The sequence below is a fragment of the Aurantibacillus circumpalustris genome (assembly GCF_029625215.1).
Taxonomy (GTDB): Bacteria; Bacteroidota; Bacteroidia; order B-17B0; family Aurantibacillaceae; genus Aurantibacillus; species Aurantibacillus circumpalustris.
This window is the reverse complement of the sequence record NZ_CP121197.1, coordinates 3,185,470-3,203,028: the sequence shown is the minus strand read 5'-3', so window position 1 is coordinate 3,203,028 and position 17,559 is coordinate 3,185,470. Positions and strand designations below refer to the sequence as shown.

The window sequence follows — 17,559 nt, the reverse complement described above, 5'->3', positions numbered from 1 at the left end:
CATGACGAGTGAACCTAATAAGAGGCCTCGTCGCAACCCAATGACTTCAGAAGAAGTTGCTCACATTATTGCACACAAGCGAAAGAAAGAACTAGTAGAACTTCGTAAGTTAAAAAAAAGCAAGACGTTTAAAATTTTAAACGTTTTTAATGTTATATGCTTTTTTATATTTATTGAACTACTCTTTTGTTATATAGGACCCTGCCATTATAATGGCTACCATGCTGTAAATACAATCACACATTACGGTTCAGGAAAATCAATAAACGGCAAGTTGTATGTAGATGAGGTCGATATTTATGATACGGAAGGAGAATTATATAAACTGATTATTGACGATTGTATAACAGAACCTAATAAAGCAGTTTATTTTATTATTGGAAGAGATTATTTACTTCAAAAAAATCTTAAGGGCTTTATGGAAGGTTACAATAATGCTTATCGATTGTTTTCTGCCAGCCCTGTTCTACTTTTATCAATGCTTGCAATTTGTATTTCGCTTTTTGTCTTTGTAATGAACCTCAATGAAAAGGTGTATAATCTGGTAGGTTTGTCTGTTTTAAATTTTCTTGCTTTGTTTACCATTCTATCTATCTAATTTTTAGCGTTTGTTTTTGTGCTTTTTTTGACTTTAGTTGTTAAGTAAAATTCACTTAAAATGAATCAATATTTAACCGTTTTTCATTGTTTTTTGCCAATTTTGACCAATTTTCCTAAATTTATATAGAAATCCCTGTTTTTTTCAACAAACATCTAAATCGATTTAAATATATGAAATAGATTTCATACTTTCATAGCATGAAATTTAATCCTATGAAAAAAATTACAGCACTATTATCCTTATTATTGGTTATTGCGACAAATAACACTGCCCAAACCTACCTGCCACTTCCAACAACAGGTTATACTTTAGATGCCGTTGCTGAAAACACTACTGCTGTTTCTACCACCGGCGGTGCAATTGATGGTAGCGACTATGTACTTTATAGTGCAGCTTATGGCTCTATATTTAGTTCGGCATATGGCTTACCGAATAACGGTTTAATTGCAGCTGGTACAAGAACTTACCAACTTCAGAATTATACTACACCAAACCTTTTATACATTCCAGCTAATTTGCAAGATTCTTTAACCCTGATAACACCGACGCCATGTTATAGCATAAGTCTCTTAGCATTTGCTACTGAGGGTGCTGCCACAGCAAGTATTACTGTTAGATTTACGGATAACACAACACAGGTTTTTACAGGTATTACCATGTATGATTGGTTTAATACTGTACCCCCAGCCTTTTATAATGGTTTTGATAGAGTAACGAGAACTACAGGCACTATTGCAAATATTGGTGGTGCTGGAAATCCACGTTTTTTTACGAATGATTTAGGTATTTCATGTGCTAATCAAAGTAAAATGGTTAAGCGTATTATTGTAAAAAATACTACTACGGCTCGTATTTGTGTTTTAGCTGCATCGGCAGTGGCTTCAACTTTTACAATTAGTGGAACACCTCTTAGTTTTTGTAACACAGGTACAAGTACGCTTACTGCTGGTGGCATTTCGAGTTATACATGGCTACCAGTAGGTTCTTTCCTGGGTTCAAATGCAACTACTGTTGCTGTTAGTCCAACGGTATCCACTACCTATACTCTTCAAACAACTAGTCCGCAAAACTGTGTTTTGAATGCTATGCTAACCGTTAATGTTTATACGGCGGTTCCAACGCTTACAGTTGTTAATACTGCTAATAGTGGTGGTATTTGTCCTAATTCAACAGTAGCACTAACGGCGAGTGGTGCCACAAGTTACTCTTGGACAGGTGGAACAACTCCTGTCACAAATGGTGTTGTATTTTCTCCGACACTTGCATCCAACTATTTGGTAACTGGTATGAATGCTTGTGGAACAGCAACAGCAGCAACTTCTGTCTCCGTGCATCCTTTTCCAACAGTTAATCCATCTACAAGTGCTTCCACTTTATGCGCAGGTAGCAGTGTAACTTTAAATGTTGCAGGAAACGCAACAACATATATTTGGTCAGGAGGCACAGGCTCTATTACTAGCGGTGTTGGCTTTGTTCCAGCACTAACCACGACCTATATTGTTATTGGAACAAGTGCATTGAGTTGCACTGCCTCGGCAACTATGCCTGTTACGGTATACCCAACTCCTGTCAATCCTCCGACTTCAAACCCTTCAATCGTTTGTATTGGTGGCTCTTCTACGCTTTCAGCAACTGGAGCTCTTTCTTATACATGGGCAAGTGCCACACAAACTGTAAACACAGCTAATTTTATTGTGACTCCAGTTTTGGGAACTACAACGTATACTATTACTAAAGCAAACTCTTCATGTGTTAATACTCAAGTACTTTCAATGCAAACAAATTCTTTACCAACCATATTTGCGATTGTGACCCCAACAGTAGTTTGTGCGCTGACCCCAGCTACACTTGCGGTGGGAGGTGCTCTTACTTATACATGGACCTCTCCCGGACCTCCTTCTTATACCTTTAGCGGTGCTAGTCCAATCGTAAGTCCGATTGCACCGTCTGTTTATTCAGTAGCTGCTTCTGACGGTACGTGTATTAATACAACCACTGTGTTTTTAAATGCGAATCCGAATCCAACGATTACCGTTTTGGCAAGCGCGTCAACTCTTTGTGCAGGAGAAACGGTGAGTCTTACTGCGAGTGGTGGCCTAAGTTTTAACTGGACTGCTACGGGTGGTGGTGTTTTTACTGGAGCCAGTATTACAGATATGCCAACAATCGCTACAGCTTATAATGTAGCAGGTACTAATTCTTTTGGTTGCTCGTCTGGTGCTAGTCATGTCGTTTTGGTAAACCCAAAACCTAGCTTAACGGTAACATCAAATAAATCGTTGGTTTGTTCTGGTGGTAGCGCAACCTTAATAGCAATAGGAGCTAATACTTATAGTTGGGATCCAAATGCAAATAACGTTTTAACTCCTAGCGTCGTTGTTAATCCAACAGCAATAACTTCGAGTGCAGTTATGTATACCGTTGAAGGAACGAATTCAACCACAGGTTGTAAAAACACACAAACCGTTTTAGTAAATGTATTCATTCCTACGGTTAGTGTAAATGGTAGTACAATTACTTGTTCGGGAGGCTTAATTAATTTAAATTCCTCAAATATAATTAACTGGAATACAGGGGATGGTGGTTCACATATAACGTCAAATCTTCAAGTAACAATTACTGCAGCGTCTGTATTTACGCTAAGTGCGAATATTAGTTCTGTTGGTTTAACTTGTCCACTAACGCAAACCATGGCTGTGGATGTTTATTTTAATCCAACAATCACTGCTGTTCCTGCAAGAACTCTTATTTGTGTAAAAGAATCTGTGGAAATTACAGCGGCCGGAGGCTCAAGTTATGCGTGGAACAATACTATGACAGGGCCAACCATTACAGTATCTCCAACTGGCACTGCAGCAAATTACACAGTAACGGGAACGGATGATAACGGTTGTAGTAATACAGCAACTGTTCAAGTGAAAATATCAAACTGTACGGGATTATCTGAATTCAGTAATTTAAATAACAGAATAACTATTTATCCTAATCCTAACGATGGTAAGTTTACTATTCAAAGTAATGTTGATTTAAAATTAAGTTTGGTGAATGAACTTGGTCAATTAATCAGAGTGATTAATTTGTCAACTAACAATAATCTTGAAGTGAACATCAGTGATCTTGCAAAAGGAATTTATTTTGTGAGTGGACAAATAGATGGGCTACAGATTTATCAAAAGATTGTGGTGACGAAATAAGTCGCTTTAGAAAGCTAAATAAAAAAACCTCCAATTTAGGAGGTTTTTTTATGGAGACTGTTTTCAGAATGTGTTAATCCGAAGTGCTAAGAACAAACCAGAACAAGAAAATTTTTATCAAAAATCAATAGTCTATTAAAGTAAAATGTAATAACTTTAGTCATCTTATTGTATTTAAGTCCAAGAAAAAAAACATCATGAAAAGAAACATTTATAAATTATTATCAAGCACAAAACAAGGATTGTTTGCACTTGGATTGACCGTATGTTCGGTTACGGCATACTCACAGACAACCTACACCTTCAATTACACTGGAAGTACACAAACCATAAGCCTCCCGGCAGGTAATTATTCAATAGAGTGTTGGGGAGCAATAGGAGGGTGGCACAATAGCGACGCAAACTTGTACAGAGGGAAAAGCGGATACTCAACTGGAAAACTTACATTACTTACCACTACAACGCTATATATAGCAGTTGGGGGAGCCGGTGGAGCGCAAACTAGTAATAGTGTTCCTGGTGGATGGAATGGTGGTGGCAATGGGAAGTACTATAGTTACTCCTTCAATGGTGGCGGTGGGGCTTCACACGTTGCAACGGCACCAGGAGTCTTAAGCTCTTTAGTGAGCAACACAACAGCTGTTATTATCGTTGCGGGGGGTGGTGCAGGTGGTTGTACAGGTATTACTCCTGGAAACGGTGGGGCATTAATAGGAGGAAATAGTACCAGAAGTGGTTGTACAGGTGGAACACAGACGACACCTGGAACTTCAGCTATTTCAGGTGGAAATGCGATTTTTGGTCTAGGTTGGGACGCTAGCTCAAGCGCTGGTAGTTATGGCGGCGGCGGCGGTGGTTGGTATGGTGGCGGTTGTGAGAGTGGCGGTTCAGGCTTCATCGGAGGTGTAACCAACGGCACAACTGCCGCGTTCGGTCAAACTGGTTATGTCTCCAATCCCGTTGTTACTGGAGACGGAAGAGTATTAATATCTGAATTATGTAACATTTCCCTTTCAAGTTTAACCAGCAGCAGTATCAATGCTATTTGTAATGGTAATTCAGCTACTCTAACAACTAACGCTGTAAGTAATTATTCGTGGAGCACAGGCGCAAGCAGTTCTTCTGTTGTGGTTTCTCCAACAACTACAACTACTTATTCTTTAGGTGCAACCAGTGTTTCAAACTGTGTAGCTTATGCTGCAATTACCATAACAGTAAATGGATCTCTTCCTGTTTTAACGGTTGCAAATACCGCCAGTTCAAGTGGAGGAATTTGTCCAACACAAACAGTAATGCTTACAGCAAATGGTGCTTTAGTTCACAACTGGGCTGGTGGAGCTATTCCAGTAACCAATGGTGTTGTATTTTCTCCCACTTCAGCAGTGAGTTACACCGTGAGTGGAGTAAACGGCTGTGGTACAACAACGGCTGTGACTTCAGTTTCTGTTCATCCTTTTCCAACGGTTAATCCTGCAACTAGCACCTCTACTTTATGTGCTGGCGGTAGTGTCACTTTAACTGCAACGGGTAACGCAACCAATTATGTTTGGTCTGGCGGTGCTGGCGGTATTACGAATGGTGTTGGTTTTAATCCGCCATTTACTGCAACCTATACTGTTATTGGAACAAGTGCTTTAAGCTGTACAGCTTTTGCTACTATGCCGGTTACGGTTTACCCAACACCGGTTAATCCTCCAACATCAAACCCTTCAATAGTTTGTATTGGGGGTTCTTCTACCCTTTCTGCAACGGGTGCTCTTTCTTACACTTGGTCAAGTACTACGCAAACTGTAAATACAGCCAATTTTATTGTCACTCCAGTTTTGGGAACTACAACGTATACAATTACAAAAGCAAATTCTTCGTGTGTTAACACTCAAGTACTTTCTGTGCAAACAAATCCTTTACCAACTGTTTTTGCGATTGTAACTCCTACTGTGGTTTGTGCACTAACACCTGCAACACTTGCAATTGGTGGTGCGCTAACTTATACATGGACATCTCCTGGACCTCCAACTTATACTTTTACTGGTGCTAGTCCTGTTGTTAGTCCTATTGCGCCTACTGTTTATTCTGTAGCAGCTTCTGATGGAACTTGTATTAGTACAACCACGGTGTTTTTAAATGCAAATCCAAATCCAACAATTACGGCTACGGCGAGCACACCTTCATTGTGTGAAGGTCAAACCGTTAATCTTAATGCAAGTGGTGGAATTAATTATACTTGGACAGCTACCGGTGGTGGTATTTTTAACGGAGCTAGTATTGCTGATACACCAACAACGGCTACTGCTTATAATGTAACAGGTGATAATTCTTTTGGTTGTACTTCTGGTGCTAGTCAGGTTGTTTTAGTTTATGCAAAACCTAACTTAACGGTAACATCAAATAAAGCCTTGATCTGTTCTGGCGGTGCTGCCACTTTAACGGCTCTTGGAGCTAGCACATACAGTTGGGATGCAAATGCCAACAATGTTTTAACTCAGGCAGCTGTTGTAAATCCAATTGCACTTACTTCGAGTGCTGTTATGTATACCGTTGAAGGAACAAACTCTAATACAGGTTGTAAAAACACCCAAACAGTATTGGTAAACGTTTTTGTTCCTACACTTACAATTAATGGTAGCACAAACACTTGTTCTGGCGGACTAATTAATCTAACCGCGGGTAACGGAGTTTTGGGTACATACAACTGGCATACAGGTAGCGGTACTCCAATTACCAATCAAATTCTGCAAATGCCGCTTACTGTAGCATCTGTATTCACTCTTACTGCCAATAGCAATTCTGTTGGTTTAATTTGTCCTGCAACACAAACCATTGCTTTGGGTATTTATTACAATCCTACCATTACTGCCGTTCCTGCAAGAACACTTATTTGCACAAAAGAATCTGTTGGAATTACAGCGGCCGGAGCTACAAGTTACGCCTGGAATAATACGATGACAGGACCAACCATTACGGTATCTCCAACTGGTACAGCAGCCAATTACACAGTAACAGGAACAGATGATAACGGTTGTAGCAGTACCGCAACGGTTCAAGTGAAAATATCAAGCTGCGCTGGATTAAATGAATTAAGGCATTTAAATAACGGAATAACCATTTATCCAAACCCTAACGATGGTAAGTTCACGATTCAAAGCACCGCTGATTTAAAATTGAGTTTGGTGAATGAGCTTGGTCAACTTATTAGAGTGATTAATTTGTCAGCTAACAATAATTATGAAGTGAACATCAGTGATCTTGCAAAAGGAATTTATTTTGTGAGTGGACAAATAGATGGGCTACAGATTTATCAAAAGATTGTGGTGACGAAATAAGTCGCTTTAGAAAGCTAAATAAAAAAACCTCCAATTTAGGAGGTTTTTTTATGGAGACTGTTTTCAGAATGTGTTAATCCGAAGTGCTAAGAACAAACCAGAACAAGAAAATTTTTATCAAAAATCAATAGTCTATTAAAGTAAAATGTAATAACTTTAGTCATCTTATTGTATTTAAGTCCAAGAAAAAAAACATCATGAAAAGAAACATTTATAAATTATTATCAAGCACAAAACAAGGATTGTTTGCACTTGGATTGACCGTATTTTCGGCTGCGGCCTTCTCACAAACAACCTACACTTTAAATTACACTGGAAGTGTACAAACCTTAACCCTTCAGACTGGTACTTATAACATAAAAGCGTGGGGTGGTGATGGCTATACACAAACGGCTGGATACAATGGAAAAGGCGGCTATGCTACAGGGATATTAACGCTGGCTTCTACACAAACAATTTATATATATGTTGGAGGTCTTGGTGGTTATCCGGCGAGTGCTGTAACTGCTAATGCATGGACATTTAATGGCGGAGGAATAGGTTATCCAGCTAGTAATGCCTCTTATGGAAATGGCGGCGGTGCTTCGGATGTGAGGACTGTAGGCGGGCTATGGGATAATTCGACAAGTTTGGCAAGTAGGGCTATTGTAGCTGGTGGCGGTGGTGCAGGTAGAAATACCTCTTATATTGGTGGCAATGGTGGTGGCTCAACCGGAGGAACGGGCACATACTTTAGTCCAGACCAAACAGGTGGGCCTACCGGAGGGTCTCAAATCGCCGGAGGAACAAATACGGGTTACACCTCCGGACTTACATTAGCCACATTAGGTAAAGCAATGACATGGGACGGAAATACTTTAACAGCGCTCTACCTTGCCGGTGGCGGTGGTGGTTATTATGGCGGTGCTTCAGGCAGAGTTGCTGGAGGTGGTGGTTCTTCCTACATTGGTGGTGTAACTAGTGCTACAACGATCATGTATGGTCAAACAGGTTTTGTAGCCAATCCTGATGTTACTGGAAATGGTAGAGTGCTTATTACAGAGTTATGTAACATTTCCCTTTCAAGTTTAACCAGCAGTAGTATCAATGCTATTTGTAATGGTAATTCAGCTACTCTAACAACTAACGCGGTAAGTAATTATTCATGGAGTACTGGTGCTACTTCTTCTTCAATTGTTGTTTCTCCTGTGTCTAATACAGTTTATAGTTTAACCGCAACAAGTCCTTCTAATTGTACAACTTCTGCTGCAATTACAATAACCGTAAATGGATCTTTACCTGTTTTAACGGTTGCCAATACAGCCAGTTCAAGTGGAGGTATTTGTCCAACACAAACAGTTATGCTTACAGCAAATGGTGCTTTAGTTCACAACTGGGCAGGTGGAGCGATTCCTGTAACCAACGGAGTTGTATTTTCTCCCACTTCAGCAGTTAGTTATACTGTGAGTGGTGTGAATGGTTGTGGAACAACAACAGCAGTTACTTCTGTTTCTGTGCACCCTTTTCCAACAGTTAATCCTGCAACGAGCGCTTCTACTTTATGTGCAGGTGGTAGTGTAACGCTTACAGCAACTGGTAATGCAACCAATTATGCATGGTCTGGCGGTTCTGGCGGTATCACTAACGGTGTGGGTTTCACACCTCCGTTAACGGCAACTTATACCGTTATTGGAACAAGTGCTTTAAGTTGTACAGCTTTTGCTACTATGCCGGTTACGGTTTATCCAACGCCGGTTAATGTACCTACCGCAAATCCCGGTTTAGTTTGTATTGGGGGTTCTTCTACCCTTTCTGCAACAGGAGCTCTTTCTTACACCTGGTCGAGTGCCACACAAACGGTAAACACAGCCAATTTTATTGTGACTCCGGTTTTGGGAACTACAACATATACCATTACTAAAGCAAATTCTTCATGTGTTAATACACAAGTACTTTCACTGCAAACGAATCCTTTACCAACTGTTTTTGCGATTGTAACTCCTACCGTAGTTTGTGCACTAACACCTGCAACGCTTGCCATTGGTGGTGCTCTAACTTATACGTGGACGTCTCCAGGACCTCCAACTTATACCTTTACCGGTTCTAGTCCTATTGTTAGTCCTATTGCGCCTTCAGTTTATTCAGTGGCTGCTTCTGATGGAACTTGTATTAGTACAACCACGGTGTTTTTAAATGCAAATCCAAATCCAACAATTACGGTTTCTGCGAGCACACCAACACTCTGTGAAGGTCAAACCGTTAACCTTAATGCTACTGGTGGAATTAATTATAACTGGACAGCTACCGGTGGTGGTGTTTTTACTGGAGCCAGTATTGCTGATACTCCAACAACTGCTACTGCTTATAATGTAACAGGTGATAATTCTTTTGGTTGTACCTCCGGTGCTAGTCAGGTTGTTTTAGTTTATGCAAAACCTAACTTAACGGTAACATCAAATAAAGCCTTGATCTGTTCTGGTGGTGGCGCCACTTTAACAGCTCTTGGAGCTAGCACATACAGTTGGGATGCAAATGCCAACAATGTTTTAACTCAGGCAGCTGTTGTAAATCCAATTGCACTTACTTCAAGTGCTATTATATATACCGTGGAAGGAACAAACTCCAGTACAGGTTGTAAAAACACTCAAACAGTTGCAGTAAGCGTATTTATTCCAACACTTACTATTAGTGGTAGCACAAACACTTGTTCTGGCGGACTAATTAATCTAAATGGAGGTAATGGCGTTTTGGGTACATACAACTGGCATACAGGTAGTGGGACTCCAATTACCAATCAAATTTTACAAATACCGCTTACTGTAGCATCTGTATTCACTCTTACTGCCAATAGCAATTCTGTTGGTTTAATTTGTCCTGCAACACAAACCATTGCTTTGGGTATTTATTACAACCCTACCATTACTGCTGTTCCCGCAAGAACGCTTATTTGTGTAAAAGAATCTGTTGAAATTACGGCAGCCGGAGGCTCAAGTTATGCTTGGGATAATACCATGACAGGGCCAACCATTACAGTGTCTCCAAACGGCACTGCTGCCAATTATACAGTAACAGGAACAGATGATAACGGTTGTAGCAGTACCGCAACTGTTCAAGTGAAAATATCAAGCTGCGCTGGATTAAATGAATTAAGGCATTTAAATAACGGAATAACCATTTATCCAAACCCTAACGATGGTAAGTTCACGATTCAAAGCACCGCTGATTTAAAATTGAGTTTGGTGAATGAGCTTGGTCAATTAATCAGAGTGATTAATTTGTCTGCAACCAATAACCATGAGGTAAATATCAGTGATCTTGCAAAAGGAATTTATTTTGTGAGTGGACAAAAAGATGGGCTTCAGATTTATCAGAAGATTGTGGTGACGAAATAAATTTTGTATTCAAATACCAAAAAAGTCCGGCAAACACCGGACTTTTTTTATGAATAATTTATACTATTTAAGAGTATAATACGTTGTATATTTGCAAGCCTTGAAACTACTATTTAAAATAATAAGCTTTTGTCTCTTTAGTTTTTTTATAAGTCAATTATTTTCTTGTAAAAAGGATAAATTAATTACTGATTCAGGAGCCAAAATTGAATTTTCTCAAGACTCTGTTTTGTTTGATACCGTTTTTACAACCATAGGTTCTGCAACACAGAATATTCGTGTAAGAAATAAAAACAACCAGCGAATTAAAATTTCCTCAATCCAATTGCAGGGTGGTAATGCCTCACAATTTATTGTTAACGTAGACGGAGCAAAAGGAACTTCCTTTACAGATATTGAAATTGCTGCAAATGACAGCATGTATATTTTTATTCAGGTGAATGTAAACCCAACAAATATTAATTCGCCACTGATTATTAGTGACGCACTTATTTTTTTGGTAAATGGAAACCAGCAAAAACTGAATTTAGAAGCTTGGGGTCAGGATGCATACTATCACAGGCCCGATAGCGTTATTAAATTTAAAGACGGATCATATTTTCCATATTCCTTGGCTAATGCTGTTCCTAATTCTTACAATTTAATTGGGGATGAATTTGTTTGGAAAAATGATAAACCGCATGTAGTTTATGGATATCTTGTTGTGAATGGCCCAGATTCTATAACGAATGAACCTGCACAGAATTTGAAAATTCTTGAAGGAACAAAAATTTTCATGAATTACAAATCAGGTATTTGGGTTTACGCAGGAGCTAGAATTCAAGTATTAGGAAAAAAAGGTCAGGAAGTTGTCTTTCAAGGCGCGCGCCGCGAAAAAGATTTTGCTGACGAGCCCGGACAATGGGATAGAATTTGGATTAATGAAGGAAGCAACGATAACATAATTAATTATGCTATCATTAAAAATGGTTTTATTGGTGTACAGTGTGAATTCATTGGTGAAGATCCAAAACTCAGCTCAAAAGGCGTATTAAGGCTAACTAATACCAAAATACAAAACATGAGTTTATGGGGTCTTTATTGCTTATACTATGGAGTATTTGGTTTTAATAATGTGATCAGTAATTGTCAAGAACATAGCGTGAATATTTTACTTGGTGGAGAATATATTTTCTCACAGTGTACCTTCGCTAATTACTGGAGTAAGGACAAGTCGAGAGATAAGCCAACACTTAAAATCAACAATTACAGTGAAACTCAAGTCTTGCCATTAAGTCTTCGTATTTCAAATTGTATAATAGATGGGAAATTAGAAAACGAAGTAAGTCTTGATATTAAAACTCCAAGTACAATACCGAATGCCGTTGTCAGTTATACTTTTAGTAATAACTGGTTAAAATCAACCATGAATACTTCTGATGTGACTATTTTTATAAATAACAGAAAAGGAGATAAAACTGCCGAACTTGAATATGAAGACAAAAGCATGTATAATTTTGAACCCAAGGCTTCGGAAAAAAGAATTACAGGTTTCACTGGTACGCTTGCAAAACAAGATGCTTCTATTATTCTTCCCGCCGAAGACATAAATGGAAAGCCCCGGAATGTAGATTCCGTAACAGCCGGTGCTTACGAGGCACAATAAAAACACCTCAGAACTTGTTTAATTGGCATTCATGCTTTTGTATTAAGATTAAACACATTATTTACAGTTTTTTAATTGGTATCTATTCAAATTCCCTTTAAATTTGCGGTCAAATTACAATGGCTTCAATTTCACAGTCTCCTCACAAACAAATTATTTACTGGCTTCTAGTTGGTTGCTTCTTAATTTATGTGATGGTGGTAGTTGGTTGTTTAACACGATTAACGCATTCTGGTCTGTCAATTACTGATTGGAGTTTTATGGGATCTATTCCTCCCTTAAACGAAAATATGTGGTTGGAACGTTTTGCGAAATACCAACAAAGTCCTGAGTTTCAGAAAGTCAATTTTGAAATGACGCTTGAAGAATTTAAACCAATTTTTCTTTGGGAATATATTCACCGCATGATTGGTAGAACAATGATGTACGTGTTTGCTTTTGGATTTATTTATTTTTTATTGAAGAAGAAAATCAAAAAGAGTATGTGGCCTGGTTTTGTACTTCTTTTTTTTATGGGAGCAATGCAAGCTGTTATTGGCTGGTGGATGGTTTATAGCGGACTTCAAAAACAACCGGCCGTTAGTCATTATCGCTTAGCGGCACATTTAATGAGTGCGTTTATTTTGTTTGCTTTTACATTTTGGTTTGCATTACGCTTAATCTATCCAAAAGAAGAAGCCGAAGAAACAGATGGAAAAAAAATTAAATCACTTACATTCCTGTTTTTTATTGTATTAATCATTCAAATTATTTACGGTGCGTTTACAGCAGGGTATGCTGAAGGCGATAATACAAAGATTAGACCTGGACATATCTTTAACACCTGGCCAAAAATGGGTAATGACTGGATTCCAGAACAGGTGTACATGAAGGAAGGTGTGCTTGAAAATATACTTGAAAATCCTAGCGGCATACAGTTTATGCATAGAACGATTGCTTTACTTATTGTTGTACTAATTTGCATGCTTTGGTATAAATCAAATAAACTTAGTCTCAACAAACAGCAAACTTTAGGAATTAACTTACTTATTTTTGGCGTTACTATTCAATTTATTTTAGGAGTATTGACTTTGTTATACAATGTGCCGGTTATTATGGGCACATTGCATCAAACGGGCGCCTTCTTTTTATTTTCAATTAGCATCTATTTGATTTATCATTTATCTAATAAAAAACCAAGCATCTAGTGAGCGAATCGTTTAATCAAGAACAAAATCCATCCGAAGAAAAATTCACAAGTAGTTTTCCTCCTAAACCAATTGTGGAAGAAAAAAGTCAAAATGCTCTAAGGCGCTCATTAATTAGCTTGGCCATTTATGCTTTGATGTTTTATTTTTTGTTCGATCGCAACATCGTTTATATTGCGGCTATTCTTTTGGTGCTTATAATCCATGAGATGGGACATTTTCTTTTTATGAAACTATTTAATTATAGTAATGTAAAAATCTTTATTATTCCACTACTGGGAGCATTTACCTCAGGAAAAAAACAACAAGTATCTCAATGGCAATTAAGTCTTATTATATTAGCAGGACCACTTCCGGGAATTATTATTGGTTGTTTGTTATTTTGGCTAAATAAAGATTTAAAGAATGAAACAATAGAGATGCTATATTCCTCTTTTCTTGTCATAAATCTTTTAAACTGTTTGCCTTTTTTTCCTTTAGATGGCGGAAGACTCATAGAAACTTTATTTTTTAAAGAAAACTACATCATTCGTTTAGTGTTTGGAATTATATCCATTATAGTACTGTTATTTTTATTCGCGTATTTAAATCCAATATTGCTTATTGTGCCTGTAATTATTGGATTGGAGTTGTACAACGAAAACAAACACCAAAAAATTAGAGAATATTTAAAACATGAAAAAATTAATTATCATGTTGATTACGTGAACTTACCAGATAAAGATTATTGGTTAATTCGTGATTGCCTAATCTTCTCTTTTCCTAAAAAATATAATTTACTTACACCTGGTAAATACGAATACGCCATTGTTGAACCTATTGTTATTCAACAAATAAATGCGGTTTTGCAGGTAAATTTGAATCCTGATCTTAATCTTTTCAAGAGAGTATTGATGGTACTCTTCTATATTGGAATTTTTGTAGGACCAATTCTATTATTTCTTTTAAATAGATAGAAGAATCAGTTAACGTTAATACCCACTGTCTTCTTCGACTGCGCTCAGAATGAGAGTGGGTATTAATTGTCAGTATGCTATTTTATTTTAAATCTTAATCCCATATATAACATTCTTCCGTAAATGGACCCCCAAACCATACTGGCATCAAAATATTTACTGTAAGGCATATCGCCCGAAACAATAGGATTCGTTTGTTTGTAGTTCAATAAATTTTCCACGCCTAAATAAATATTAAAGTCTGCTTTTTTAATTTTGGTTACATAGGTTATTTGTCCGAGTAAATTAAAATAGTCTGGCGAATAAGCAGCGCGTTGGTATTCATCAGGATTAGTCTCGGTTCCTGGTAAGCGTTTAGCGCCGTTGTACTGTGTTGTAAAATCAAATAGCCAATGACTATTTTTTGTTTCGTAACCAATGTTAATAAAGGCTCTGTGTTTTGATACCATTGCTTTTTGCATTAAGCCTTCTTTGAAACTCATTTTTGTATCCACAAATCGGTAAGCCATTTTTACAAAAAGACGTTTGCGCGGTTCCATATTAAATTCAAATTGAAACGTATTCGAGTAGGAGGGACCCTTCAAATTAAAAATATGAACCTCCTGTGTATTGTAATCAATATCAGTTACTACTTGATTTACAAAATCAGTTCTGTATAAATCTAAAGTAACATAAGCATCACGGTAATTAATTTTAAATTTCTGTGTGTAATTTAAACCATAATTCCAAGCAGTTTCTGGATTTAGTCCGTACGGTTTTGCAAGATCAGAAGTCTCAACATACCATTGTCGCGACGATGCCATCAAGTATGAATTATCGGTAAAAATATTCGCTGTGCGTAAAGCCCTTCCTCCACTGAATCTTAACACACTTGTTGGTTTAAAAGCATAACGTAAATGAAGACGGGGTATAACAAATAAACCGTAATAATTATGTTGATCTACACGAATGCCGGCAACGATATTAAACTTTTCTTTGTAGTTTTTGGCATATTCAGCAAAGACACCAGTAACTTGTTCGAGACGTTTAAATTTGTAAAGATTAAATGATTCCTTCACCTCATCGTTCATAAAGCTAGCACCAATTTTGTAGGTGTTGTTGGTTGTTCCAAGTATACCTTGAAAAATATAATTAGCGTAAAACGTTTTTTCAAGGCCATTATATTTATTATTGCCATAAAAATTAGTTTGATTGTGATCTAAGTATGATAACTGCAAACCCATGCTAGTTCCAGGTTTCTTTTTAAATACAAATCCGGTTTTGCTATACACTTCCCATTTCTCATTATCAATACCAATCTTATAAAGTGGAACAGTATCGTTGTAATTTTTTACGGTACCAGCGTATTGTCCGCCAGCGCGTTCATCCTTTACATAAGCTGCACCAACTTGTGCTTCAAAATTTTTGCCATTGTTAAAGGCGTATTTATTCATAAAGTTGTATTGTTTTCCTGTTGGAATATCGGCAAACCCATCCTTATTTAAATCTTGAACTAATGGATTATAACTCATATGACTTAATAAACCAAACGATAATTTAGGATTAAAACGATGTGATAAATTAAGATTGTACTCGTTCCGTGCATTTTCGTTTGCATAAACATTGAAGTTTAATTTATCACTGCTTTCGGGATTTTGAAGTTCGGTGTTAATCTGTCCGGTTAAACTTTCGTATCCATTTACCACAGAACCCGCTCCTTTACTCAGCTGTATGGATTGAATCCAAGTGCCGGGAATAAAACTTAGGCCGTAATTATTTGCAAGTCCTCTTAAATATGGCATGTTCTCTTTCGTGATTTGCGCATACTGACCAGAAAGTCCAAGCATTTGAATTTGTTTTGCACCGCTAATTGCGTCGGCAAAATTTACATCAATACTTGGATTGGTTTCAAAGCTTTCAGAAAGATTACAGCAAGCTGCCTTCATTAAAGAGCGCTCGTTAAGCATTTCCATTTTAATTGGATTCAGATACGAAACTTCAGTACCATTAGTGTAATATAAAATTTCAACTTCGTTTAAATCAATTCCACTTTTTAAAACAAGTAATAAAAACTTACTCGTATCCATAACAGTAATCGTTTTGTTTTCATAACCGACAGAGCTTATGATCAAGCGATTGGTTTCTGAAAATATTGGAAGTGTAAAGTTTCCGTTTTCGTCTGTTGTTGATCCTATAGCAGATCCTTCCCATATCACAACTACACCAGGAACAATAGTGGTATCAGATTTTTTTGAAATTTCTACAACTTTACCTTTTACTTGTGCGTTGTAATTCGTAGCCAGAATTATTCCCAGCAAAACGAATAAATATCGTAAGCCTTGCATGGTTATTTTGGTTCGCAAGCCCTGTCGCGGTATTTACAACAAGAAGGGAGTTTCTTATAACTAGCGTCACCTGCCTTTATATCAGCAGCATCATGACCACTGACAGCAATAGCTTTTTCTATTTGTACCAAGCTTACCTTATCTGATTTATAGGTAACGGTTAAAATTTGTGTTTTCTCATCCCAAGAAGAGATCTTTACGCCTTTGATATCAGCGGCGTTTTCAATCCTTTCTTTACATTCTTCACAATTACCTTTTACCAATATGGTGGCGGTTTTTACTGTATTATCTTGTGCCAATCCTGACAAAGAAATAAATAAGGATATAAATCCTATCATTAATGTTTTCATAATATCTTTTAATTAAAATTTGTTTGTACTAAAAATTTGAGAGTGATTACTCAAAACAACAAATTCTAAATCCTCAGAACAGAGGTAGATATAACTAGACTATGCTGGACTCGCGATGGTGGAGTATTAACATAAACAAAACTGGGAATCGAAATTAAACGTTTGATAGACGATTTAAATGGTAAAGAAGAATAGTTGATGCCGCTATCCTTTAAAAAAACGTAATCACCCGTGGTCTTAAAAGTAAAATCAATATTACTTTTTAAAACATGACTTTCGTTTTTACAACAGCCATCATTTTCTTCCTGAGAATCGTCATCACCACAACAATTACTACCCTTTAAAACATAGTTTATTTCTTCCAATTCACCGCCACAATAATGGTAATAAACAGGAATGCCTATAACAGTAATAACGTAAGTTATTACTACAAGACCGAATAAATATTTTTTTAAATTACTGATACGCAAATATCGTAATTTTTATACGTGCCGTATTTAGGTTTGTGTTAAAAGGTTTAAAATGAAAATCTAAAAAAATCGAAGCTAAATATTTGATTTATAAGGATCAATGCTCCATCAATTGCGTTACAGGTTTGGTTATTCGGA

The 17,559-nt window shown here is 37.3% G+C and carries 10 protein-coding genes; 7 read left to right on the top strand and 3 right to left on the bottom strand.

The features are described 5' to 3' along the window. Position 1 precedes the first annotated feature (1 nt). The 7 genes from P2086_RS13430 (at position 2) to P2086_RS13400 (ending at position 14,277) form a co-directional block, all read left to right on the top strand. Positions 2 to 598, top strand: a complete 597-nt coding sequence (locus P2086_RS13430) for a hypothetical protein (RefSeq protein ID WP_317897259.1) — start codon at positions 2 to 4, stop codon at positions 596 to 598. A gap of 215 nt (positions 599 to 813) precedes the next feature. Further along, complete coding sequence (locus P2086_RS13425) at positions 814 to 3,795, top strand: T9SS type A sorting domain-containing protein (RefSeq protein WP_317897258.1); 2,982 nt, start codon at positions 814 to 816, stop codon at positions 3,793 to 3,795. Between the two features lie 197 nt (positions 3,796 to 3,992). Next, positions 3,993 to 7,118, top strand: coding sequence for a T9SS type A sorting domain-containing protein (locus tag P2086_RS13420; protein ID WP_317897257.1), 3,126 nt, complete (start codon positions 3,993 to 3,995; stop codon positions 7,116 to 7,118). Between the two features lie 197 nt (positions 7,119 to 7,315). Continuing rightward, the gene (locus P2086_RS13415; RefSeq protein ID WP_317897256.1) at positions 7,316 to 10,489 is read left to right on the top strand and encodes a glycine-rich protein; all 3,174 of its coding nucleotides are present in this window, start codon (positions 7,316 to 7,318) and stop codon (positions 10,487 to 10,489) included. 100 nt (positions 10,490 to 10,589) lie between these two features. Further along, positions 10,590 to 12,134: a hypothetical protein gene (locus P2086_RS13410; protein ID WP_317897255.1), complete on the top strand. Its 1,545-nt coding sequence runs from the start codon at positions 10,590 to 10,592 to the stop codon at positions 12,132 to 12,134. 119 nt (positions 12,135 to 12,253) lie between these two features. Further along, positions 12,254 to 13,321 carry a COX15/CtaA family protein gene (locus tag P2086_RS13405; RefSeq protein WP_317897254.1) on the top strand — a complete coding sequence of 356 codons (1,068 nt, stop codon included), beginning with the start codon at positions 12,254 to 12,256 and terminating at the stop codon, positions 13,319 to 13,321. Continuing rightward, positions 13,321 to 14,277, top strand: a complete 957-nt coding sequence (locus tag P2086_RS13400; RefSeq protein ID WP_317897253.1) for a site-2 protease family protein — start codon at positions 13,321 to 13,323, stop codon at positions 14,275 to 14,277. Before P2086_RS13405 ends, P2086_RS13400 begins: the two co-directional genes overlap by 1 nt. 77 nt (positions 14,278 to 14,354) lie before the next feature. Here P2086_RS13400 and P2086_RS13395 read toward each other — a convergent pair whose 3' ends face one another. The 3 genes from P2086_RS13395 to P2086_RS13385 all read right to left on the bottom strand — a co-directional run bounded on the left by P2086_RS13395 (position 14,355) and on the right by P2086_RS13385 (position 17,421). After that, on the bottom strand, positions 14,355 to 16,601 hold the full coding sequence (locus P2086_RS13395; protein WP_317897252.1) for a TonB-dependent receptor: 2,247 nt from the start codon (positions 16,599 to 16,601) through the stop codon (positions 14,355 to 14,357). Positions 16,602 to 16,603: 2 nt separating this feature from the next. Next, on the bottom strand, positions 16,604 to 16,951 hold the full coding sequence (locus tag P2086_RS13390) for a heavy-metal-associated domain-containing protein (RefSeq protein ID WP_317897251.1): 348 nt from the start codon (positions 16,949 to 16,951) through the stop codon (positions 16,604 to 16,606). A gap of 65 nt (positions 16,952 to 17,016) precedes the next feature. Beyond that, positions 17,017 to 17,421: an HYC_CC_PP family protein gene (locus tag P2086_RS13385; RefSeq protein ID WP_317897250.1), complete on the bottom strand. Its 405-nt coding sequence runs from the start codon at positions 17,419 to 17,421 to the stop codon at positions 17,017 to 17,019. Between the last annotated feature and the right edge of the window lie 138 nt (positions 17,422 to 17,559).